This window comes from Cyanobium sp. Cruz-8D1 (genome assembly GCF_024345975.1).
In the GTDB taxonomy this organism is placed as follows: domain Bacteria; phylum Cyanobacteriota; class Cyanobacteriia; order PCC-6307; family Cyanobiaceae; genus Cyanobium.
This window is the reverse complement of sequence record NZ_JAGQCD010000048.1, coordinates 1-17,937: the sequence shown is the minus strand read 5'-3', so window position 1 is coordinate 17,937 and position 17,937 is coordinate 1. Positions and strand designations below refer to the sequence as shown.

Annotated in this window: 33 protein-coding genes and 2 pseudogenes; 13 read left to right on the top strand and 22 right to left on the bottom strand. The window is 66.5% G+C overall.

The window, feature by feature from the left end:
• Positions 1–122: 122 nt before the first annotated feature.
• From KBZ33_RS18620 to KBZ33_RS18605, 4 genes are all read right to left on the bottom strand, one after another.
• Entirely contained in the window at positions 123–263 is a 141-nt protein-coding gene (locus KBZ33_RS18620; RefSeq protein WP_254954903.1) for a hypothetical protein, read from the bottom strand.
• Positions 264–274: 11 nt separating this feature from the next.
• Complete coding sequence (locus KBZ33_RS18615) at positions 275–760, bottom strand: hypothetical protein (protein ID WP_254954904.1); 486 nt, start codon at positions 758–760, stop codon at positions 275–277.
• Between the two features lie 98 nt (positions 761–858).
• Entirely contained in the window at positions 859–1,584 is a 726-nt protein-coding gene (locus KBZ33_RS18610; RefSeq protein WP_254954905.1) for an HAD family phosphatase, read from the bottom strand.
• A 48-nt stretch (positions 1,585–1,632) separates the two neighbouring features.
• On the bottom strand, positions 1,633–1,839 hold the full coding sequence (locus tag KBZ33_RS18605) for a hypothetical protein (protein WP_254954906.1): 207 nt from the start codon (positions 1,837–1,839) through the stop codon (positions 1,633–1,635).
• 78 nt (positions 1,840–1,917) lie between these two features.
• Here KBZ33_RS18605 and KBZ33_RS18600 point away from each other — a divergent pair, with 78 nt between their 5' ends.
• The gene (locus KBZ33_RS18600; protein ID WP_254954907.1) at positions 1,918–3,288 is read left to right on the top strand and encodes a cation:proton antiporter; all 1,371 of its coding nucleotides are present in this window, start codon (positions 1,918–1,920) and stop codon (positions 3,286–3,288) included.
• Between the two features lie 59 nt (positions 3,289–3,347).
• Positions 3,348–3,497 (top strand): hypothetical protein, encoded by a 150-nt coding sequence (locus tag KBZ33_RS18595; protein WP_254954908.1) that lies wholly within the window; start codon positions 3,348–3,350, stop codon positions 3,495–3,497.
• Between the two features lie 10 nt (positions 3,498–3,507).
• Here KBZ33_RS18595 and KBZ33_RS18590 read toward each other — a convergent pair whose 3' ends face one another.
• Together KBZ33_RS18590 and KBZ33_RS18585 are read right to left on the bottom strand one after the other, a co-directional pair.
• Positions 3,508–4,287, bottom strand: coding sequence for a response regulator (locus KBZ33_RS18590; protein ID WP_254954910.1), 780 nt, complete (start codon positions 4,285–4,287; stop codon positions 3,508–3,510).
• Positions 4,176–4,685: a HAMP domain-containing sensor histidine kinase gene (locus tag KBZ33_RS18585; RefSeq protein ID WP_254954911.1), complete on the bottom strand. Its 510-nt coding sequence runs from the start codon at positions 4,683–4,685 to the stop codon at positions 4,176–4,178. The genes KBZ33_RS18590 and KBZ33_RS18585 overlap by 112 nt, the downstream gene beginning before the upstream one ends.
• A gap of 536 nt (positions 4,686–5,221) precedes the next feature.
• Here KBZ33_RS18585 and KBZ33_RS18580 point away from each other — a divergent pair.
• A complete protein-coding gene (locus KBZ33_RS18580) occupies positions 5,222–5,947 on the top strand; it encodes a GAF domain-containing protein (protein WP_254954912.1) in 726 nt (241 codons plus the stop codon).
• 9 nt (positions 5,948–5,956) lie between these two features.
• Here KBZ33_RS18580 and KBZ33_RS18575 read toward each other — a convergent pair whose 3' ends face one another.
• Positions 5,957–7,423: a glycosyl hydrolase family 57 gene (locus tag KBZ33_RS18575; protein ID WP_254954914.1), complete on the bottom strand. Its 1,467-nt coding sequence runs from the start codon at positions 7,421–7,423 to the stop codon at positions 5,957–5,959.
• Between the two features lie 101 nt (positions 7,424–7,524).
• On the opposite strand from KBZ33_RS18575, the gene KBZ33_RS18570 reads away from it, so the two are divergent.
• From KBZ33_RS18570 to KBZ33_RS18555, 4 genes are all read left to right on the top strand, one after another.
• Complete coding sequence (locus KBZ33_RS18570) at positions 7,525–8,151, top strand: rhodanese-like domain-containing protein (protein WP_255011897.1); 627 nt, start codon at positions 7,525–7,527, stop codon at positions 8,149–8,151.
• Between the two features lie 50 nt (positions 8,152–8,201).
• Positions 8,202–8,441 carry a FitA-like ribbon-helix-helix domain-containing protein gene (locus tag KBZ33_RS18565; RefSeq protein ID WP_254954917.1) on the top strand — a complete coding sequence of 80 codons (240 nt, stop codon included), beginning with the start codon at positions 8,202–8,204 and terminating at the stop codon, positions 8,439–8,441.
• Positions 8,441–8,848, top strand: coding sequence for a type II toxin-antitoxin system VapC family toxin (locus KBZ33_RS18560; protein ID WP_254954918.1), 408 nt, complete (start codon positions 8,441–8,443; stop codon positions 8,846–8,848). Before KBZ33_RS18565 ends, KBZ33_RS18560 begins: the two co-directional genes overlap by 1 nt.
• Positions 8,849–8,963: 115 nt before the next feature.
• The gene (locus KBZ33_RS18555) at positions 8,964–9,224 is read left to right on the top strand and encodes a hypothetical protein (RefSeq protein ID WP_254954938.1); all 261 of its coding nucleotides are present in this window, start codon (positions 8,964–8,966) and stop codon (positions 9,222–9,224) included.
• Between the two features lie 76 nt (positions 9,225–9,300).
• On the opposite strand, the gene KBZ33_RS18550 is transcribed toward KBZ33_RS18555, so the two are convergent.
• The 5 genes from KBZ33_RS18550 to KBZ33_RS18530 form a co-directional block, all read right to left on the bottom strand.
• The gene (locus tag KBZ33_RS18550; protein WP_254954919.1) at positions 9,301–9,873 is read right to left on the bottom strand and encodes a dCTP deaminase domain-containing protein; all 573 of its coding nucleotides are present in this window, start codon (positions 9,871–9,873) and stop codon (positions 9,301–9,303) included.
• Entirely contained in the window at positions 9,803–11,062 is a 1,260-nt protein-coding gene (locus KBZ33_RS18545) for a hypothetical protein (RefSeq protein WP_254954920.1), read from the bottom strand. The genes KBZ33_RS18550 and KBZ33_RS18545 overlap by 71 nt, the downstream gene beginning before the upstream one ends.
• Positions 11,052–11,300, bottom strand: a complete 249-nt coding sequence (locus KBZ33_RS18540) for an AMP-binding enzyme (RefSeq protein WP_315859236.1) — start codon at positions 11,298–11,300, stop codon at positions 11,052–11,054. The genes KBZ33_RS18545 and KBZ33_RS18540 overlap by 11 nt, the downstream gene beginning before the upstream one ends.
• Positions 11,301–11,624: 324 nt before the next feature.
• Positions 11,625–12,125, bottom strand: coding sequence for a GNAT family N-acetyltransferase (locus tag KBZ33_RS18535; RefSeq protein ID WP_254954921.1), 501 nt, complete (start codon positions 12,123–12,125; stop codon positions 11,625–11,627).
• Positions 12,122–12,415, bottom strand: coding sequence for a DUF1778 domain-containing protein (locus KBZ33_RS18530; protein ID WP_254954922.1), 294 nt, complete (start codon positions 12,413–12,415; stop codon positions 12,122–12,124). Before KBZ33_RS18530 ends, KBZ33_RS18535 begins: the two co-directional genes overlap by 4 nt.
• 202 nt (positions 12,416–12,617) lie before the next feature.
• Here KBZ33_RS18530 and KBZ33_RS18525 point away from each other — a divergent pair, with 202 nt between their 5' ends.
• On the top strand, positions 12,618–12,755 hold the full coding sequence (locus KBZ33_RS18525; protein ID WP_254954923.1) for a hypothetical protein: 138 nt from the start codon (positions 12,618–12,620) through the stop codon (positions 12,753–12,755).
• Positions 12,756–12,769: 14 nt separating this feature from the next.
• On the opposite strand, the gene KBZ33_RS18520 is transcribed toward KBZ33_RS18525, so the two are convergent.
• The 10 genes and pseudogenes from KBZ33_RS18520 to KBZ33_RS18480 all read right to left on the bottom strand — a co-directional run bounded on the left by KBZ33_RS18520 (position 12,770) and on the right by KBZ33_RS18480 (position 16,457).
• The gene (locus KBZ33_RS18520) at positions 12,770–13,072 is read right to left on the bottom strand and encodes a HigA family addiction module antitoxin (protein WP_255011895.1); all 303 of its coding nucleotides are present in this window, start codon (positions 13,070–13,072) and stop codon (positions 12,770–12,772) included.
• A complete protein-coding gene (locus KBZ33_RS18515) occupies positions 13,059–13,229 on the bottom strand; it encodes a type II toxin-antitoxin system RelE/ParE family toxin (RefSeq protein ID WP_315859235.1) in 171 nt (56 codons plus the stop codon). Before KBZ33_RS18515 ends, KBZ33_RS18520 begins: the two co-directional genes overlap by 14 nt.
• Before the next feature lie 252 nt (positions 13,230–13,481).
• On the bottom strand, positions 13,482–13,727 hold the full coding sequence (locus tag KBZ33_RS18510; protein ID WP_254954925.1) for a type II toxin-antitoxin system HicA family toxin: 246 nt from the start codon (positions 13,725–13,727) through the stop codon (positions 13,482–13,484).
• On the bottom strand, positions 13,724–13,930 hold the full coding sequence (locus tag KBZ33_RS18505) for a 2-oxoisovalerate dehydrogenase (protein ID WP_254954926.1): 207 nt from the start codon (positions 13,928–13,930) through the stop codon (positions 13,724–13,726). The genes KBZ33_RS18510 and KBZ33_RS18505 overlap by 4 nt, the downstream gene beginning before the upstream one ends.
• A 143-nt stretch (positions 13,931–14,073) precedes the next feature.
• A complete protein-coding gene (locus tag KBZ33_RS18500) occupies positions 14,074–14,436 on the bottom strand; it encodes a DUF86 domain-containing protein (protein WP_254954927.1) in 363 nt (120 codons plus the stop codon).
• Positions 14,433–14,738: a nucleotidyltransferase family protein gene (locus KBZ33_RS18495; RefSeq protein WP_254954928.1), complete on the bottom strand. Its 306-nt coding sequence runs from the start codon at positions 14,736–14,738 to the stop codon at positions 14,433–14,435. The genes KBZ33_RS18500 and KBZ33_RS18495 overlap by 4 nt, the downstream gene beginning before the upstream one ends.
• Positions 14,735–15,106, bottom strand: a complete 372-nt coding sequence (locus KBZ33_RS18490) for a PIN domain-containing protein (RefSeq protein WP_254954930.1) — start codon at positions 15,104–15,106, stop codon at positions 14,735–14,737. The genes KBZ33_RS18495 and KBZ33_RS18490 overlap by 4 nt, the downstream gene beginning before the upstream one ends.
• A 57-nt stretch (positions 15,107–15,163) precedes the next feature.
• The gene (locus KBZ33_RS18485; RefSeq protein WP_254954931.1) at positions 15,164–15,433 is read right to left on the bottom strand and encodes a prevent-host-death protein; all 270 of its coding nucleotides are present in this window, start codon (positions 15,431–15,433) and stop codon (positions 15,164–15,166) included.
• A gap of 536 nt (positions 15,434–15,969) precedes the next feature.
• A pseudogene (locus KBZ33_RS21920) lies at positions 15,970–16,170 on the bottom strand (DUF5615 family PIN-like protein); the annotation flags it as partial.
• Between the two features lie 53 nt (positions 16,171–16,223).
• Positions 16,224–16,457: a DUF433 domain-containing protein gene (locus KBZ33_RS18480; protein ID WP_254954932.1), complete on the bottom strand. Its 234-nt coding sequence runs from the start codon at positions 16,455–16,457 to the stop codon at positions 16,224–16,226.
• Between the two features lie 42 nt (positions 16,458–16,499).
• Between KBZ33_RS18480 and KBZ33_RS18475 the strand changes: the two genes are divergently transcribed.
• The 5 genes and pseudogenes from KBZ33_RS18475 to KBZ33_RS18455 all read left to right on the top strand — a co-directional run.
• Positions 16,500–16,817 (top strand): hypothetical protein, encoded by a 318-nt coding sequence (locus tag KBZ33_RS18475; protein WP_254954933.1) that lies wholly within the window; start codon positions 16,500–16,502, stop codon positions 16,815–16,817.
• Between the two features lie 4 nt (positions 16,818–16,821).
• On the top strand, positions 16,822–17,061 hold the full coding sequence (locus KBZ33_RS18470) for an addiction module protein (RefSeq protein WP_254954935.1): 240 nt from the start codon (positions 16,822–16,824) through the stop codon (positions 17,059–17,061).
• A 2-nt stretch (positions 17,062–17,063) separates the two neighbouring features.
• Positions 17,064–17,366, top strand: coding sequence for a type II toxin-antitoxin system RelE/ParE family toxin (locus KBZ33_RS18465; RefSeq protein WP_254954936.1), 303 nt, complete (start codon positions 17,064–17,066; stop codon positions 17,364–17,366).
• 6 nt (positions 17,367–17,372) lie between these two features.
• Positions 17,373–17,540 carry a hypothetical protein gene (locus KBZ33_RS18460; RefSeq protein ID WP_254954937.1) on the top strand — a complete coding sequence of 56 codons (168 nt, stop codon included), beginning with the start codon at positions 17,373–17,375 and terminating at the stop codon, positions 17,538–17,540.
• Positions 17,510–17,937, top strand: a pseudogene (locus tag KBZ33_RS18455) (hypothetical protein); the annotation flags it as partial. The gene KBZ33_RS18460 and the pseudogene KBZ33_RS18455, both read left to right, overlap by 31 nt.

Genomic DNA, 17,937 nt, shown 5'->3' with positions numbered 1-17,937 from the left:
GCCGCGGCGTCCAACGACGGCAGAAACAGCCCTGGTTCACGCGGATTGACCTGCCGCCACGGCCACGCCAGTCCCAACTGCTGGCTGTCGCATGACCGTCTCGGATGAGATGTGTCGGGCAGTCAGGTGGCGGACTCCCCCACCAGTGCCTTGGTGGCCACGCAGGCCGCCAGGTAGCCGTTGGCCTCGCTGCGTTGATCGGCCGGCTGCTGGAACCAGCTCTCCATCTCCTGGAGTCGGCGGCGGTGCAGGGGCCGCAGCATCGGAGCAGGCCCTATTGGCAGCCCTGCACCGAGATCCGGTAGCTGAAGCCCAGGGCACCGGGGTCGCTGCTGGCCCCCACCTTGAAGTTCATCTGGCTGGCCTGTTTGCCCACAATGGTGGGGAAGGGGCCGAACATGCGACCGGTGCCGATCGGTGGATTCATGACGTCGTTGATCACCTGCAGGTTGCTGCCGTCACTGAATTTCATGTAGCCCTCAACGGGGTACTTGGCGTTGGGGTCGGAGCTGTTGGCGGTGAAGAAAAACTTGTAGCTGGCATAGGGCTGGTCGACCAGAAAGTCGGTGTTCCAGTTGGTGCGGCCAAAGGCCATTCCAATCGGCGTGACCTTGGCCGCTCCCACCGATTTGGACACAATCGGTGAACTGCCGTTGCCGCCAATCGGCTGCAGGAAAGTGCAGCGCTCCTGGGCCTCAGCGGCTGAACCACCACCGATGGCGAGCGCGGCGCCCAGTAGAGAGACGACCAGAACGTTCACGGCTGTGCATCGACGGGTTTCGACCCTAGAGCGCGGTGGGGATCGGGACCGTCAACGGTCGAAGGAAAAGAGCCGCCTCCAATCGTTCTTCATGCTGATCACGATCCAACCCTGCCGGTGGGCTTGGTCGTGGAGCTCCTGGGTGAACCGGCCCACCCGGGTGTCCGGCAGCCCCAGGGCCGGCCCGTAGGCATAGTCGCGGCGGCGTCATCGTGCAGCACCAGCATCGCCAGTCGCGGCCCATCGCCGGCCTTGGTGTACTCCAGCATCTGCCGGTCGCCGGTGGAGTTGCCGAAGGCGGCAATCGGCCTCCGGCCGATCATCAGCTGGATGCCTTCCGGCTTGCCGGCGTCGTTGTCGTTGAGCAGCAGCCGGGGCTCCTTGGTCAGGAAGGGCCGGCCCTGGCTGTCGTAGCCGTAACGGGTGGCGCCGGCGCTGCCGATCACCTGCTCCGGCGGGATGCCGTACACCTGCTCGGCATAGACACGCACGAAGTCCTGGCCGCCGCCGGTGACGATGTAGGTCTTGTAGCCGTGGGCCCGCAGGTAGCGGAGCAGCTCCTGCATCGGCTGGTACGTGAGCTCGGTGTAGGGGCGCTGCCAGCGGGGGTGGCGGGCCGTGGCCAGCCACTGGCGTACGTCGGAGCGGAAAGTCTCCAGGGGCATGCCACTGAGGGCGGTGGCCGCCAGCCGCTCCAGTTCCCCCCTGGTGGGCACCGCCCCGGGCACCCGCTTGAGGATGAAGCGCACCTGCGGGTAGACCGGCTGCTCCACCAAGAGGGTGCCGTCCTGGTCGAAGGTGGCGATGCGCTCCCCGGGCGGCACGAACCGGACCAGCGGCGGCGGCAGGACTGGGTCACGGGGCGTGGGGGCTCAGAACTTGCGCAGTTCGCGGCGGATCTTGAGCGGATCGCCGGAGTGCTGCTGATTGAAGAGCAGCATCGGCACCCCGGCCAGCAGCAGACCCACCGCCACGACCACACCCCAGGAGATCGCCGGCCGGCCCTCCGGTGGAACGTCGCCGGGCCGGAGCCGGCCCTGCCGGCGGGGCTGCCGCGTTGAGCGCCTGTACCTTGCCATCGCTGCAGTCTCCTGGCCCGGCTGGCCCTTGAGTCTGCGGGGGTGTAAGGATTTCGCCATCGCCCCAGCCGGCCCGCCATGGACATGTCCTCCCTGTTGCTTGCCACCGGGGGCCACCAGATCGAGGCGGCCGAGACGCTGATCGAAGTGGGCCGCTTCATCGTGATCCTGTTCGCCGCCCGGGCCCTGGCGGAGCTAATGGTGCGCTTCCGCCTGCCGGCCATCCTCGGCGAGCTGGTGGCGGGGGTGCTGATCGGCGTTTCGGGGCTGCATCTGATCCTGGCGCCGGAGCTGGGCGGCCAGCTCAACGGCTTCGCCGAGCACACGATCGCCGCCCTGGCCCACGTGGGCCCGGAGCAGGTGCAGGAGATCTACGACCACAGCTTCACCAACCTGCAGGCGGTGGCGAAGATCGGCCTGCTGGCCCTGCTGTTCCTCACCGGCCTGGAGAGCGAACTGGATGAACTGATGGCGGTGGGGGGACAGGCGATCACGGTGGCGCTCACCGGTGTGGTGCTGCCCTTCGCCCTGGGCACCGCCGGCCTGCAGTTCCTGTTCGGCGTGCCGCTGCTGCCGGCGATCTTCGCCGGGGCCGCCATGACCGCCACCAGCATCGGCATCACCGCCAGCGTGCTGGGGGAGCTGAAGTTCCTGCGCACCCGCGAGGGGCAGACGGTGATCGGCGCCGCCGTGCTCGATGACATCCTCGGCATCGTCATCCTGGCCGTGGTGGTGGCCCTGGCGGGCGGTGAAGGCTTCAGCCTTGGCCCGATCCTGAAGCTGATCGCGGCGGCGGGGGTGTTCGTGGTCGTGGCCCTGTTCCTCAGCCGCACCGCCGCCCCCGCCTTCGACGGGCTGCTCGATCGCCTGCGCGCCCCTGGCGAGGTGGTGGTGGCGGCCTTCCTGGTGCTGTCGCTGTCGTGCTTCGCGGCCCAGGCCTTCGGGCTGGAGGCGGCCCTGGGGGCCTTCGCCGGTGGCCTGATCCTGAGTGCCTCGCGGCACCGGCGCGCCATCGAGGAGGCGGTGAAGCCCTTGGTGGCCCTGTTCGCCACCTTCTTCTTCGTGTTGATCGGCAGTGGCATGGACCTGTCGGTGCTCAACCCCTTCAACGCCGCCAACCACGAGGGGCTGGTGATGGCGGGCTTCCTGCTGGCGGCCGCCGTGGTCAGCAAGGTGGCGGCCGGCTGGAGCTACATCAGCCCCGGGCCCACCAACCGGCTGGCGGTGGGGCTGGGGATGATGCCCCGCGGCGAAGTGGGCCTGATCTTTCTGGGGCTGGGCACCCAGACCGGGGTGCTGGGGCCGTCCCTGGAGGCGGCGATCCTGCTGATGGTGATGGGCACCACCTTCCTGGCGCCTGTGCTGCTGCGCCTGGTGCTGGCCGATGCCGGCGATGGTTCCGAAGGCGGAGAGGCCACACCGCTGCCGGGGGCCGAGGCGGTCGGATGAGAACCCCGCCGCGGCCCTGGCCCGGCCATGGGAAAGTGGCGCAAGCTTGCTCCCTGCCCGTGCCGAACGACAGCGGTTCCTCCAAGTCGGTGATCGTGGGTCTGCTGGCCGTGATCGGCTCGCTCGGCGGCCTGGCCCTGCTGGTCTGGTTCACGGTGGTGCTGCTCGACCTCAAGCACCTCAACACCTCCGGTTTCACCCTGCCCTGAGCCAGATCCTCTAGGGGGAGGGCTGGTGCCAGCGGGCGGGCGCAGCGGCCACGAGGCAGGGCCGCTGCGCCCGCCCGCTGGCGGCGCGGATGCGGCGAGTGGCTTCCAGACCATTGAGCTTGGGCATCTGCACATCCATCAGGATCAGATCCGGCTCAAGCAGTGGCTGCCGTTCGAGGGCCTCCTGGCCATCGACGGCGGACTCCGGCGCGTCACCGAGACGCCGCAGCATCAGTTCGCAGAGGCGCCGGTTCACGGCACTGTCATCCACCACCAGGAGGCGCAGGGGATAGCTGGCCGCGAAGGTGGCTCCGCCCCGCCGGGCTCGCCAGCAAGGGCGGCGTAGCCGGGGCAGGAGCGGCGGCCACCGCTTCCACCGGCAGGGTGAAGCTGAAGACGCTGCCGCGGCCCGGGCTGCTCTGCACCTGGATCGTGCCGCCGAGGGCCGCCACGAGCTGCCGGCCTGGGGCGTGTTGGTCGCGCTGGCGAGTTGGCGGAAGGGTTGGAACAGCTGGCCCATCTGGTCGGCGGCAATGCCGACACCGGTGTCGGTGACGCAGAACGCCAGGGGCCACGCGTCTGGCTCCGGTTGGCTCACCTGCTCCCTGACCGTACGGGCCACAGGCTGAACGCTGACCACGACGCTGCCAGCCTCGGTGAACTTGATCGCATTGCCGATCAGGTTGAGCAGGATCTGGCGCAGGCGGATGACGTCGGTGCAGATGACCTGGCCTGGGCCAGGCTCGTGCAGGTGGCGACTGTCTCCTCGAGGAGGGGGCGCAGCTGGCATGGGGCCAGTTCCAGCTGCAAGCTTCCGGACTCGATCTTGGTGAAATCAAGGATTTCATTGAGCAGGGCGAGCAGCGATTCCCCCGAGCTGTGGGCGATGTCAAGGCACTCCCGCTGCTGGGCGGACAGCGCGCTGGCCAGCACCAGCCCCGTCATGCCGATGACCCCATTGAGCGGGGTATGGATCGCGTGGCTCAGGGTGGCGTGAAAGGTGCTCTTGGCGCGGTCGGCGGCGAGCATGGACTGGAAGGCCCGGGCCCGGGCCTTGAGGCTGCGGCGATGAAAGTTGGCCGCCAGAACCGAAAATCCGGCGCTACCGACAAGGCCGAGCAGATAGGTGAGCTGCAGCGGACATTGCTTGCGTTGCAGTTGGGCGAACGAGAAATCGATCCCAACCAAGCCCACCAGCTCCCCGTCGTTGTTGCGGATAGCGGTACACCACTCAGGAAGGATCCGAAGTCGTCCGTGTAGGGCTTGGTGCTGACGGTGATGAACCCAAAGTGGAAGGCCTCAAGCGCGTCGTTCGACGGAGCGGTAGAGAGATCGCCAACACTCACGGCGCTGGCGGGGGAACCCTGGTTCTGGATGTAGTAGGTGCTGTCGATCGTGAAGCGAAGCCCTTCGGGCGTGACGATGAACACATAGGCGTCGTAGATCTCAGGCACGAGCCGGCGCAGCTTCAGCTGGGGCGCGCTGGCGGCTCCAGTCGGCCGTGGCGCTATCGGGGTCGGGCTGGGCCAACCCAGAAGCGCCGAACGCACGGGACAACCAGCCAGCCAGGGGACCTCACTGCGCGGCCGTTTCCTTGCCTACTGCGGCGGCCACCCGATCGCGCCCGAGCCGGCAGCAGCAGCCAAGGGGGATGAGGAGATATGAACCGCTGTCCGGTCCATCACGGGACCCTGCGAACGTTTGAACAGGTGATACGGCTGCCCATGCCCGCGAAAGTGTCTCCCCGCGAAACGGCCCGCCTGGAGGCTCTCAAGGACTACCGCATCCTTGATACGGAGGCTGAGCAGTCCTACGACGACATCACGTTCCTGGCCGCCCAGCTGTGCGATGTACCCGTCGCCCTGATCAGCCTGGTGGATGCCGATCGCCAGTGGTTCAAATCCAGGTTCGGCCTCGATGTCAGCGAAACGAGCCGCGATGTGTCTTTCTGTGCCCACGCCATCCTTGGCGACAAGACCCTCGTGGTGAAAGATGCACGAGAGGATGAACGCTTCCGGGATAACGCGCTGGTCTGCAGCGAGCCCAACATCGTCTTCTACGCCGGGGTACCGCTGTGCACCCCATCCGGCGCCCGTATCGGCTCCCTCTGCGTCATCGATCGACGGCCCCGTGAGCTCAGCTTCCTGCAGATCCGGTCCCTGGAGACCCTGGCCCACCAGGTGGTGCTGCAGCTGGAACTGAAACGGGTCTCCGATCAACTCGCCAGCGCCCTGCAGCGTATCGACGTGATGGAGCAGCTGATCCCGATCTGCTCTTACTGCAAGGGCATCCGCAACGATCAGGGCTACTGGGGGACGGTTGAGGCCTTCATCAAGAGCCACGACAACGTGGAGTTCTCCCATGGCGTCTGCAACGCCTGCATGGCCAAATACTTCCCGGAAGTGGTGCCCTTCGCGGAAGGATCTCCAGAAGAGGACGATCACAACTGATCGGGGCGGCTAGCGGTTAACCATCGCCGCTTCACCACGCCGGTGGATCTCGCTGGCGTAGTCGGTCCAGGTGCCCTGGCCCCAGTAACGGAAGCAACTGGTTTCCAGCAGCAGCAGGTGGAGCAGCGCCTGCTGATAGCGGGGGGTCTGGGTCACGCCGGGATCCTGGGCCACCAGAGGATCGAACAGCTGGTGAAAGCGGGCACTGAGCTGGTTCATCGGCTCCAGCACATTGGCGTAGCCCTCCACCCAGCTGAGGTCGTTGGTCCAGGAGGCGCCGGCCATCGAGAAGGCGGGGTCGCTGGCCTGGAGCAGGGCGATGGCCGCTGTGGTGGCCTCGGGAGTGGGTAAGGAGGTGGAGGAGGCCCCCAGCTGCTGCCAGAGCTTGTGCTGGTGCACCGCCTGAATCGTCGGGAGGTCGCTGGCTGACACGCCGGCGGCCTCCAGCACCTCGAGATATTCCGTGCCGTTGATCGCCACCGTGGCTTGCTCACTCCCCTTGGCGGCGATGGCGTGATGGGCCTGGAGGAAGGCGGACGGGAACTCATTCATCATCACGCCGCCGTTCTCGCCATCGGCAATCTGCGTCACCAGCGACGGCACCGTGGTGGCTCCCAGCGCCTGCCGGCCCAGCCCCAGGGCTTCGTAGCAGGGCTGCATCTGGCCCACCAGCTTGGTGTCGGAGCCCTGGGTCTTGATCAGCACCGTGATCGACATCTCCTCACCGCTGGAGTTGCGTGCCAGCAGCTGATTGGGAAGGTATTTCTGCTGCTGAGACAGGCTGGTGCCATCGAGGTTTTCAACGCTGTGCTCCTGCACCAGCAGCCAGCGGTAGCCGCACTCCTTGAGGGCTTTGACGAACTGAAACAACGTGTCGGGATGGTTGGGCAGGTGCATTTCCGGTGGCGAAAAGCCCTTCACCCGCGCCAGGGCGTCCCACCCGAACAGGGCCGCGAACTGGTGCTGCCAGGCGAGGATCTGCAGCTTGAGATCGGGAATGGGGGTGGAGGGGGCCACGGCATGGCTCCAGAAGGTGCCGAGCCATTCCACATGGGGCTGGAGGGCAGGATCGCAGGCGAGCCGCTTCAGTGCATCAAGCACATCGCGCCGGCCCATCTGCTGCAGTCCCCAGAGCAGATTGCCCGAGTAATCCAGCATGATCCGAGGATTGCAGCCCTCCTCAATCAGCTGGGGAAGGATGTCGGCCAGGCGCCTGTAGCACTGCGCGAAGGGTTCAGCGTTGTGGTTGTCGCCCTCTCCCTGGTGCTCGAACATGTACTGCAGATGGGAGATCAGCTCGCCATGCGCCCCGGCTGGAATCGTGGGCTGGTGCATGTGGAGCGCGCAGGCAAACCCGGAACGGATCTGCTCCAGCTTGAGGTTGGTCTGCGGCAGAAACACCGGGCCGGGCTGCTGCACCAGGGCGAGGATCTCCGCTTCTGAGCCAGCGATCGGCGGCAGGGCTGGGTCGGTCATGGCTGGGGTGTCGTGCCCGCGCGCTGGGCAGGTCGTGCAGGATCAGTCTGAGGGCCAGCGACAAACGCTGCCGTGGCAGTCCCTGCGCCAGGCTGGAGCCCATGAAGCTGCCGGTGCCAGAAGCCCCCCCCGCCATGACACCCCCAGGTCTGTTCCGGCGTTGGCGGCTGGCCGCCGCCCTGGCCGCCGCCGCCACCGCCACCGCCGCCTCCGTGCTGCACGGGATCGGGGTGGGCCGTGGCGGGCCGGCAGCGGGTGCCGCCGACAGCGCGCTTTCGGTCGAGGTGGGGCGCCGCTACGGGGGCATGAAGCGTCTGCTGTTTCCCGGCCAACCGGACATGTCCGTGGCCGAGTGGCTGGATCGGCCCAAGGACCGGCCTGCGGTGCTGGTCGATGTGCGCGAGCCGCACGAACAGCGCGTCTCGATGCTGCCGGGGGCCATCACGAAGCAGGACTTCGAGCGCAACAGCGCCCGCTACCGCTCCTGGGTCGTGGTTCCCTACTGCACCATCGGCTTGCGCAGCGGGATCTACACCAGGGAACTGCGGGTCCAGGGTTTCGAGGTGCGCAACCTGGCGGGCAGTGCGCTGGCCTGGGCCCATGCGGGCCTGCTGTTCGAAACCGAAGGCAAGGCCACCCGCCGGGTGCACGTCTTCAACGCCGATTGGAACCTGCTGCCCCGCGGCTACGAGCCCGTCATCTCGAAGGCGCTGCCAACGACTCCATAAAGCGCCTGCATTTTGCCGTCAGAATGCCATCAGCCCTGTCGACCCGATCGATGGCCACGTTCACCCTGCGTAACGTGCCCGACGAACTGGTGGCCCGGCTCAAACTGCGTGCCAGGCAACACCGCCGCAGCCTCAACAGCGAAGCCATCCTCTGCCTTGAGCAGGAAGCCAAGGCGCCCGCCGACCTCGAGGCCTGGCTGGAGCGCGTGGACGCCTTGCGTGCCCAGGTGAGGGGGAACCCGATCCCGGTGGACGACCTGGTGACAGCGGTGGTACGGGACAGGCCTTGATGCTTGTTGCAGACACCAACGTGCTGGCCTGCCTGTTTCTGCCCACGGCGCACACGGCGGTGGTGCAGGGTCTGAGGCGACAGGACGAGGACTGGCGGCTTCCATCACTCTGGCAATCGGAATTTCGCCATGTTCTGCAGACGTACGTGCGCGCGGATCGACTGAGCACCGAAACGTCTCTGGGCCTATGGCGAGAAGCGGCTGAGCGGCTGACCCCAAGGGAATGGCCCATGGATGGCGGGGCCGTGCTGGAGGTCGCCATCCGCTCGGGCTGCTCCAGCTACGACGCCGAGTTTGTGGTTCTGGCGCAGGGTCTGGGGTGCCCGCTGCTGACCTTCGATCGCAAGCCTCTGGATCTGTTTCCAACCGTGGCGATTCAACCCAGTGGGGTGGCCCCAAGAAACTGAACCAGTCCCATGAAGCCGATCGTCCCCACATCTGCTTACAGGTGAGGCAGCCGTGCCGACAAACGGCGCCACCGGCAACCGACTCCTAGGGTTTGAGCAGCAGAACACCCTCCAGATGCAGAAACCACGCCTCCATCTGGCCGCCGTGCTTGTGGCCCTTCCGCTGCTGAGCCCGAGCCCAGCCGTGGCACAGAAGCGGATTCCCAAACTGCCGGGCAACGACCAATGTCCGCTTGGTTATGTGAATGATCTGAAGCAGCATTGCGTCTCACCCATTGACTACCAAGTCAGGCCCACCTATGGGAAGCCCTGTCTGTCGGGATGGATGAACATCGGAGCGGGCTACTGCAAGAAGAAAACCCTGGGGATTTTCTGATTCGGCATTGCCCACGATCCTCCGCATCGCACCTGTGGGTGGGGAGATCGCGGGTCAGCAGCGGCAGCCGAGTCGGTCAGAAGGAGCCTTCCGTCTGGCCGGCGAAGCGGCCGGCGTAGCTCTCGCTGCCCAGCAGCCTCTGGAACACGAACTGGCAGACCGCGGTGCCGGGATGCACGGCAAGCGGAGCGGGACCGAAGTTGCTCATTTCCAGCTCCTGCAGGCTGTCGATCCCCGGCCCCATGAAGGGGGGGCTGATGTTAACCATCAGGCGCAGCCGCTCCCGGGTGATGCCGAGCACCGTCTCGCCCGGCATGAACAGGATCTGCTGGCCAGGGGGCACCACGATCGTCTCGGTGAGCTGCCGGTAATCGGTGTGCACGCGCACCTTGATCCCCCCGTGCACCTTGCGGAAGACGCGAACGGTGGGGGCAAGGGTGAGGTCGAGCGAGGCTGGACCCAGCCGCTCGGGATCGAAGGGCGTGACCGTGATGGAGCCCCGCTTGATCGCCTGCAGGGTCGCCTCTCTGCCGAGAACGGTCCTGTCTTTCGCTGGGCACAGGCGAGCGTGGATTGTGTCAGGCGGTCGGCCGGGTCCCTGGGCCCAGGTCGTCGATGGTCTGCTCCAGCAGATCGCGGCCGCTGTCATACACGAGGCGCGGCTCCGGCCGGCCGGCCTCGGTGGCGCCCAGACAGCGGGCGGCGGCACGGCGCCGCTTGAGCTGGGGATCGGCGTGGCGGGCCGCCTGGGCCCAGGCCTGGCGGCGGAGATTGCGGGCCGCGATGGCTCGGTTGCGCCAGTGCTGCAGCGGCAGGCGGGCCAGGGGCAGGAGCAGCAGCACCAGGGCGTAGCCGATGGCGAATCGCGCCAGCCAGGCCACCGGGGGCCGCCAGGCGGGCGTGATCGCCAGCAGCCACGGCGAGAGCACCAGCAGGGCCCCGACGGCGAGGCCGTAGGCGACCCGTTGCCCGACTCCGGCCCGGCTGAAGCGAAAGGCCCGCTCACGCAGGGGCGGCACCGGCCCATCAACGCCGGCGGCGCTGGCGGGCAGGGAGGGGAAGCCATAGATCAGGTCCCCGTCCTCACTCACCTCGGGCCGGCCGTCGAAGCGCAGCAGCACCGGCAGCATGGCGGCATCGGCGAGGTCACGGCGGCGATCGGGATCGCAGGGGCAGTCGGGCAGATCGAGCAGCGGGGCGAGGTCCTCGGCGATCACCACGCCACCGTGCAGGCGCAGGAAGGCGGCGATGCGGCGCCAGCGCAGCGGCTCGAGGCGGGCGTTGGGATCGCCATCGCCGAACAGGATCGAGAACACGGCGCTGAGGAAGCCCAGGGAGACCGGATCGGCGCCCTCGCCGGGCAGGTCCCAGAGGAGCCTCCACAGCTGCTGCAGCGTGACGGAGGAGGAACCCTCGCGCGCCGGGGCCCAGATGCCGCAGACAAGCAGATCCAGGATGGTGACAGGCACCTGGGCGAGCCCCTGCAGCAACGCCAGGCCGACATCGTCGCCATCGTCGCTGGTGAACAGCCGCACGATCAGCAACACCGGCAGGATGACCACCACCAGGGTGGTGACCAACACCAGCACCAGCCCGAAGCTGAGCCGGATCAGCCGGGCGGCCAGACGCAGGACCACCTGCAGCCGGGCCTGCAGGCGCCGGCGGCCGCTGAGGGCCAACAGCCGCCTCCGAAGCGCGGGAGGGAAGACGAACAGCAAGATGCCGTCCTCGGCCACCTGCAGGCGACCCGACACGTCGGCCACCAGGGCCAGCAGCCCCGGCTCGACCTCCTGCAGGGACAGGCCGATCCAGGCGAGCAGGGAGGCTTCAAGCGTCATGCAGCCCATCCGCCGCCAGCTGCCGCAGGGCCAGCCGGTCGGTCTTGCCCACCGGGGTGAGCGGCAGCTGCTCGAGCACGCGGATCTCCTCCGGCGCCTTGTAGCCCACCCGGGCCCGGGCAAAGGCGATCAGTTCGGCTTCGCTGGGGGCGGGCTGATCCGGGCGGAGGGTCAAGTAGGCCCGCACGTTCTCGCCGTGCACCGGGTCCTGGATGCCGATCACCCCCACCAGATCCACGGCCGGATGCTCGGAACTCCTCCTGCAGCTGATGGGGCACCTTGTCGCCGCCGCTGATGCAGAGACGCACCGAGCCCAGATCCGTCGGCTGGAGCCATGCATCCCGCAGCCGCTCGAACAGGGCGGCCAACACGAGGGAGGAGCAGGCGATGTGGGCCAGGGGCGGGCCTTGGTAGGGCATGGAGCGCCGTAAGCCCGCCCACTCTGGCAGCGGTTTGGTGACCGGTCGCCGCCTTGGCGGCAGCGCGTCCTGGTCGGGGGGGCTACTTGGGGGCGGACCATCCCTGCGCGCGTTCATCGCCGGACGGATGGTGGGGAAGATGCTCACCGGAGGATCTTCCTCGCGTCCTTGAGCAGCAGAAGCAGTTGCTGCTGGCGCAGTGGTGATGCGGTGTATCCGAATCGGGTGTAGAGGTGTGCCGCGGCTTCGTCGATGGGATGGGTCAGGATCGCCCGAATTCCGGCCTGCTCAGCGATCACCAGCGTCCGACGGATCGCGTCCTGAAGCATCCCGACACCGAGGCCACGTCCTTGGTTCTCCCGTGACACGGCGAGCCTGGCCAGGATGACCACGGGCAGCGGAAATCGCCCCATGCCCAAACGGATGCGCCCTGGCGCCTCCACCGTGTCGACCTGGCCCACGGTGAGGCTGAAATAGGCGGCGACGCGGTTCTCCTCGTCGGCGACGACGAACGTTCGGGCCGAGCCACTGGTCTGCGCCTGGCGAGCGTGGTGCTGCAGCCAGTGATTCAGTGTGGGCTGTCCGCAGTCAAAGCCTTCCAGCCGGTGCTGGGCGGCCAGCGGCTCCGGCTGCAGCCAGGTCACTGGGCGTCCCAGGGTGCCTGGCTGGCGAACAGGTCACGCAGACCCTCATTGGCCTGTGCGGGGCGGTCCAGCAGAGCAATCAGGGCCTGGGCCTGGGAGCCCGAGACCATGAACAGGCGCTGATCAAGGAGCGTCTGCTCGGCAGCGAGACAGGCGCTGTCGAGGATGAAGTCGGTGAGCGACTTGTGGGCCACCTCGGCGGCACGGCGCAGCACCGCTTCCTGTTCCGGCGTGGCGCGCAGACCAAGCCGGGCTGAGCGCGCAGGAGGCGAAGCTCCGATAGCAGCCATGGCGAACGATCTCCACCTTGAGTAGCTGGACAACGTTAGTACAAACGACGCACGCAAGGGCGTCCCGCAAGGCTTGGCTGAGGGCGTGCGAGTTCATCGCCAGGCGCATGCGCATGAGCCACATCGATCAGCCTTTGATGCTCATGGAACTGCTCGGCCACGGTGTTGCCTGGCAAGAGGCTGCCCGGCCTCGGCGCAGGTCGTGGCCCGCCGGATCCTGGGAAGCGCATGGTGGGCAAGGTTCACCTTCAACGGCATCACCCGCTGCGAGAAGGGCACCGTCGCCCTGGTGGGCGGCGAGCAGCTGAGCGACGCAGAGGGCGGCATCTGCTGGCACTGAACCGCCAGGCCTGCTCACGCCATTGATTGGATTGGCACGATTGCCGGCAGCACGCTTTCCAAGGCCTGCTTGGCCTGCTTCAGATCATGGCTCCCTTGCATCCGCAGCCAGAAGACCTCGCTCAGGCCGAAGAAACGGCACAGGCGCAGATCGGTGTCGGCAGTGATCGCCCGCCGCCCTTTGACGATGGCGTTGATGCGGCTCTGCGGTACGCCGATTGCCAGCGCCAACCGGTACTGGCTGATCCCCATTGGCCGCAGAAACTCCTCCAGCAGCACCTCGCCCGGGGGCACGAGCATCACGTCAGTGGACGTCAACGATCTCGACCTCTTCTGGCCCTGCTTCCGTCCAGACAAAGCAGAGCCGGAACTGGTCGTTGATGCGGATACTGTGCTGGCCATGGCGGTTCCCCCTGAGCGGCTCCAGGCGATTGCCTGGTGGAACTTGTAGATCGTTTGAGGCAGGCGGCCGCATCGAGGATGGCGAGCCTGCGGAAAGCGAGCTTGCAGAAGACGGTGCGAGCGAAGCTTCCAAAGCGGCGCCCCGGCTTGCCTTCAAAGAGGGCCTGGGTGTCGCGGCAACGAAACGACCTGATCACACTGTTACCTTGCCCCCGCTGGACGTAGGCACGCCAGGCAGTGGGGCCGGGCGAAGGCGATCACGCGCTGACATGGCGGATGGTGGACCCAGTGCTTATCCGAAAGATCGGCCACAAGGCCCCAGCCCTCAAAGATCCAGGCTTCCGAGCAGTTCTTCGATCGAGCAGCCCAACTGAGCGGCCACGTCCTTGAGGATCTGCCGCAAGGTGCCGACCCTGAGGGGCTTGTGGGCAGGAATGGTGAGGTGCTGCGGCTGGCCCCCAGAGCTTCGGCTCAGCCGCATGTGACTGCCTGTTTGACGCGTCAACTGGTAGCCATGCCGCCGCAGGCGCTCGGCCAGGAGCTGGCCGTTGACGTCCCGCGGAATCCTCACAGGGCCAGCAGTTCCTGCCTCACGTGATGGAGGCGGATCAGGGGGGGCGCCTCGCCGGGATCAAAGTGGCAGACGACCGCGTCGCGGATCGCCTGATGGAGCTCCTCAAGGGTGTCAGCTTCGGTATGGATGGCGGCAGCGGCGGCACTGGCCCGGTAGGAACCATCCTCCGCTTCCTCGACCACGAAAAGGATTTCCTGCATGGCGCCCTCCGATGGCACCAGTCTTGCAGTGGTGGGCGGGATGCTGCCCCTGTCTGGGCAAAGGAACTGGGCGGCACAGCCAGAAGGGATCCCCAGCAGGGGCGATGGCCTCACAGGCCGCCCGGGGCCCAAAGCCCACCAAATCATTGGCTCTGCCGCAACGCCCGAACAGCCGTGATCAGGGAAGGCAGGGATTGCTCACAAGTCAGCAGTACCTGTTCACTATCGAGATCGAAGTACTGATGGGCGATCATATCGCGAAACCCCATGGCACCCTTCCAATCCACTGACGGGAATTCAGCCTGCAGACGACCAGGCCAGTGGCGTTCGAAACGTTTGAGAGCCTCTCCGATCGCCAGGAATTGCATGCAAATCACATCAAGCAGATCTCGTCCCAGTTCCGAATCGACTTGTGAGGAATCCTGAAGAAGAGGCTGACTCTTACTGCTGGCACGTTCAAGGGCAGCCAGAAGGTCATCCAGCAACGGGCCGGAGCCTTCCGTCATGGACGGAGGCCTTCATCAAGGATGCGCTGCTTGAGGGAGGGGTTCATGCGCTCGCGCAACCGCACCACATCCACAGATGTGCTCAGCAACGTTTCCAGCTCCTGCTTGAGGTGCACCAGGGCATAGGGGGTGAGCGGATCCAGCCGCACCCACACGTCGACATCGCTGTCGGGGCGAGCGTCGCCACGGGCAATGGAACCGAAGACGCCGATATCCACCACGTGGAAGCGCTCTCGCCAGTCGCCACGATGGAGCCGCAGGGTGCTGAGCACCTGTTCGGTCCGTGGGCTGGTGCTGTTCATGGGGTTCGATCTGGATTCCATTCTGCCGGGAGGGTGTCCGTGCTGCACCGCAGCCCTGGGTTGCTGCGAGCGTGGGTCGGGGACTGGGTCGGCCCACCCACACCAGGAGCCGGGTTGGCGATGCCGATGCCGAAGAAGTCCTGATCCTCCGTCCAGATGGCGCCTTCCAATTGCAACGCCAGCGCCAGGGCAGGCCAGTCATCCTTGTCGCGGATCCTCGCCAAGGCCTCCTCCTTGGCCGACCCCAGCACGCTGTTCTCCACAACCTGGACCATCAACAGCAGGCTGAGCAAAGCCTCAGCGCAGACCCCTGCATCAAGACCTCTCTTCCTGGCGAGATCAGTCACGTAGGCCGTCGCCTCGGCCACGTTGGCTTCAGCGAATGAGGATGTTCGCGTCCAGGACCAGGCGCTTGCGCTCCACCCTCAGGCCGACGGTTGCTCAGGGCGGCCTTTCCGCCAGGCCTTGAAGTCGGCACTGAGCTCGTCTTCGCTGAGACCGAGACGCGCCAGTTCAGCCTGCATCAGCCGGCCAGCCTCCAACACCTTCTCCCGATCACTCAGGTTGCCTTGCTGGGGCAGGGGCACATAGAGGCCAATGGTGCGGCCATGGCGGGTCACCTCAATCGGCGTGGACGATTCCAGATGGGAGGCCAGCCTGGCCCTGAGTTCACGGATGCCAATACGGGCCGCCACGCCGTCCTCCCGCCAAATGTGTACACATCCCAGGGCCTGGGCAGGTTCCACGCGGCGGAAGCAAGAGCAAGGCAGGGATTGGGACGGCACAGCCACACCCGGCTCCGGGTTGCTGCAGCCGCCAAGCGCCCACGCCAGACGGGATCCCAGCAGGGGCGATGGCCGGCCGGGCCACCCAAAACCAAATCTGGCCCCGGCGCCAGGCAGCCGCCAGCATCGCTCCATGGCCAACAGCCCCTCTGCTGCCTTCCTTCGCCAGAGCGCGTACATCGCCGAGCGCACGCGCATGAGCCCCATCGACCAACCGCTGATGCTCCTGGAACTGCTCGGCCGCTGATTTGCCAGGAAACAGCCAGCCCGGCCCCGGCGCTCACCGGCAACGGCATCCCCCTGCAAAGCAAGCGAGGCGCCCATCTGATCGACGGCGAATCCGGCGCTCCTCGGTGCCTCACAATCAGAGCCTTCCGACTCAGCTCGATCAGAACGTGGGATTCAAAGAGCCTGATCAACTCCGGCAACACACCGATCAGCAGGGGAACCAGTTCCTGGTTCCTGATGTTGCCAGTGGCCACGATCAGCAGCCTGGCAGGACTACCACGCAGGAGATGACTCTGGATGAAATCAGCATCCTTGCTGAACACCACACGTCCGTCGTGATCTGCGATGAAAGAGATTGTTCTGCCTGAGCTGCGATTGCCTTCGGGAAGATCAAGGGTATGAAGCACATTACAACCCATTGGCTCCAGCTGCTTGACGAGGGATTGAGGCAGCTGGGCATCCAGCAGGATCTTCATGCAGGCAGGCGTTCAACCCTCTTAACACGGGCCAGTTGTGCTGCGTACTGAAGCGCCGCCGTGATGTCTGCGGCTTCGAGATCGGGATAATCGCCCAGGATCTCAGCCGTGCTCATGCCGGCGGCCAACAGGTCGAGCAGCATCTCCACGGGATAACGCAACCCACGGATCGTTGGTTTCCCGTGGCACACTTCTGGATTGAGGGTGATACGGCTGAGTTGGTCTCCCATGGTGATTCCTAGCCTTCCACACGTTAGGCCCTGGGCGAGGACGTGACCCAGATCGACTACTACACCGAACGGGTGAAGCGCATGGTGGGCAAGGTGCTCACCGGCAACGGCATCACCACCTATGGCGATGGCCACGACAGCATGATCGGCGGCGACGAACTGAGCGATGGCGAGCGCGACGCGCTGCTGGAGCTCTGCCGCCAGCGCCTCGATGCCTTCCGCGAGCAGCGCGGCGAAGAGGTGTTTGCGCACCGCCGCGGGCGGTTCGTTCTGATCGCTGGAGGGGCGGAGGCCGGGTGCTGCTGGCAAGGCGCTGGGGCTGCGACGGCGACGCATCTGAAGGCCTCCGCTACCGTGTGATGAAGTGGTCTCTCCGGCCCTGCCGGCACGGCGCGTGGTGAATGACCTGCTGAGCCTGCCCCTGGCGCAACGTCTGGAATTGGTTCAGACCTTGTGGGACTCGATCGCCGCCGAGCAGATCGGACCGGAACTCACAGAAACTGATCGCCAGGTGATCGATCAGCGGTTGGAGCAGTTCCTGGCAAGCGGGGATCCCGGCCTGGATGCCGACGCCGTGCTGGACGCTCTGGAGCAGTCACTCTGATCATGGTGCTGAGGCTCCGTCCCGAAGCCCGGCTCGATCTCGAAGCTTCAGCCCGTTGGTACGAAGCCCAGGAGCCGGGCCTGGGGCGGAGGTTTTTGCAAGAGGTGCGTCAGGCCTTCCACCGCATCCGAAGCAACCCAGAGGTCTATGCCGTGGGCTATCGAAACACCCGCCGTGCACTGATCCGGCGCTTCCCTTACGGCGTTATCTATCTTCCCGTTCCCAAGCAGGGCAGCATTGTTGTGCTGGCGGTTCTGCATTGCGGCCGCGACCCAAAACTCTGGCGGCAGCGCTCCAGCACGTGAGCCCCCATGCCCCCGCCCCCCTCCGCCACCTACCAGCGCCTGCGCGAGTACATCGCCAAGCGCATGCGCATGAGCCACATCTACCAACCGCTGATGCTGATGGAGTTGCTGAGCCGCCGCAGCCCGGCCCCCCGGCGCAGGACGTGGCCCGGCGGATCCTGGGGGAGGACGTGAGCCAGATCGATTACCACACCGAACGCGTGAAACGGATGGTGGGCAAGGTGCTCACCGGCAACGGCATCACCCGCTGCGAGCGAGGCACCTATGCCCTGGTGGGCGGTGAGCAGCTGAGCGACGCCGAGCGCGACGCGCTGCTGGAGCTCTGCCGCCAGCGCCTCGAAGCCTTCCGCGAGCCGCGCGGCGAGGAGGTGTTTGCCCACAGGAGCCGCCACCGCACCCCGATCAACAGCTCGGTGAAGTACCGGGTTCACCGATGCGCCCGGGTGTCCGGCGACAATGAAGTTGGCCGGTCGGCGACAAGCTCGTTGGCCGGTGGGGTGAGTGCTGGAGACCCTGGCGCCGATGCGCAGGGACCAGGGGATGCCGGCACCACTGACGAGCCACCAACGCA

Bases quoted from the DNA above. Each gene is read 5' to 3' on its own strand.
- KBZ33_RS18600 (WP_254954907.1), top strand. From the start codon at position 1,918: ATGGACATGTCCTCCCTGTTGCTTGCCACCGGGGGCCACCAGATCGAG.
- KBZ33_RS18580 (WP_254954912.1), top strand. From the start codon at position 5,222: ATGCCCGCGAAAGTGTCTCCCCGCGAAACGGCCCGCCTGGAGGCTCTC.
- KBZ33_RS18590 (WP_254954910.1), bottom strand. From the start codon at position 4,287: ATGCCAGCTGCGCCCCCTCCTCGAGGAGACAGTCGCCACCTGCACGAG.
- KBZ33_RS18505 (WP_254954926.1), bottom strand. From the start codon at position 13,930: ATGCAGGAAATCCTTTTCGTGGTCGAGGAAGCGGAGGATGGTTCCTAC.
- KBZ33_RS18530 (WP_254954922.1), bottom strand. From the start codon at position 12,415: ATGGCTGCTATCGGAGCTTCGCCTCCTGCGCGCTCAGCCCGGCTTGGT.
- KBZ33_RS18560 (WP_254954918.1), top strand. From the start codon at position 8,441: ATGCTTGTTGCAGACACCAACGTGCTGGCCTGCCTGTTTCTGCCCACG.
- KBZ33_RS18550 (WP_254954919.1), bottom strand. From the start codon at position 9,873: ATGACAGCGGCCGCGATCTGCTGGAGCAGACCATCGACGACCTGGGCC.
- KBZ33_RS18460 (WP_254954937.1), top strand. From the start codon at position 17,373: ATGCCCCCGCCCCCCTCCGCCACCTACCAGCGCCTGCGCGAGTACATC.
- KBZ33_RS18565 (WP_254954917.1), top strand. From the start codon at position 8,202: ATGGCCACGTTCACCCTGCGTAACGTGCCCGACGAACTGGTGGCCCGG.
- KBZ33_RS18495 (WP_254954928.1), bottom strand. From the start codon at position 14,738: ATGAACAGCACCAGCCCACGGACCGAACAGGTGCTCAGCACCCTGCGG.
- KBZ33_RS18465 (WP_254954936.1), top strand. From the start codon at position 17,064: ATGGTGCTGAGGCTCCGTCCCGAAGCCCGGCTCGATCTCGAAGCTTCA.
- KBZ33_RS18570 (WP_255011897.1), top strand. From the start codon at position 7,525: ATGAAGCTGCCGGTGCCAGAAGCCCCCCCCGCCATGACACCCCCAGGT.
- KBZ33_RS18515 (WP_315859235.1), bottom strand. From the start codon at position 13,229: ATGCGGCCGCCTGCCTCAAACGATCTACAAGTTCCACCAGGCAATCGC.
- KBZ33_RS18480 (WP_254954932.1), bottom strand. From the start codon at position 16,457: ATGGGAGACCAACTCAGCCGTATCACCCTCAATCCAGAAGTGTGCCAC.
- KBZ33_RS18555 (WP_254954938.1), top strand. From the start codon at position 8,964: ATGCAGAAACCACGCCTCCATCTGGCCGCCGTGCTTGTGGCCCTTCCG.
- KBZ33_RS18545 (WP_254954920.1), bottom strand. From the start codon at position 11,062: ATGACGCTTGAAGCCTCCCTGCTCGCCTGGATCGGCCTGTCCCTGCAG.
- KBZ33_RS18605 (WP_254954906.1), bottom strand. From the start codon at position 1,839: ATGGCAAGGTACAGGCGCTCAACGCGGCAGCCCCGCCGGCAGGGCCGG.
- KBZ33_RS18620 (WP_254954903.1), bottom strand. From the start codon at position 263: ATGCTGCGGCCCCTGCACCGCCGCCGACTCCAGGAGATGGAGAGCTGG.
- KBZ33_RS18500 (WP_254954927.1), bottom strand. From the start codon at position 14,436: ATGACGGAAGGCTCCGGCCCGTTGCTGGATGACCTTCTGGCTGCCCTT.
- KBZ33_RS18575 (WP_254954914.1), bottom strand. From the start codon at position 7,423: ATGACCGACCCAGCCCTGCCGCCGATCGCTGGCTCAGAAGCGGAGATC.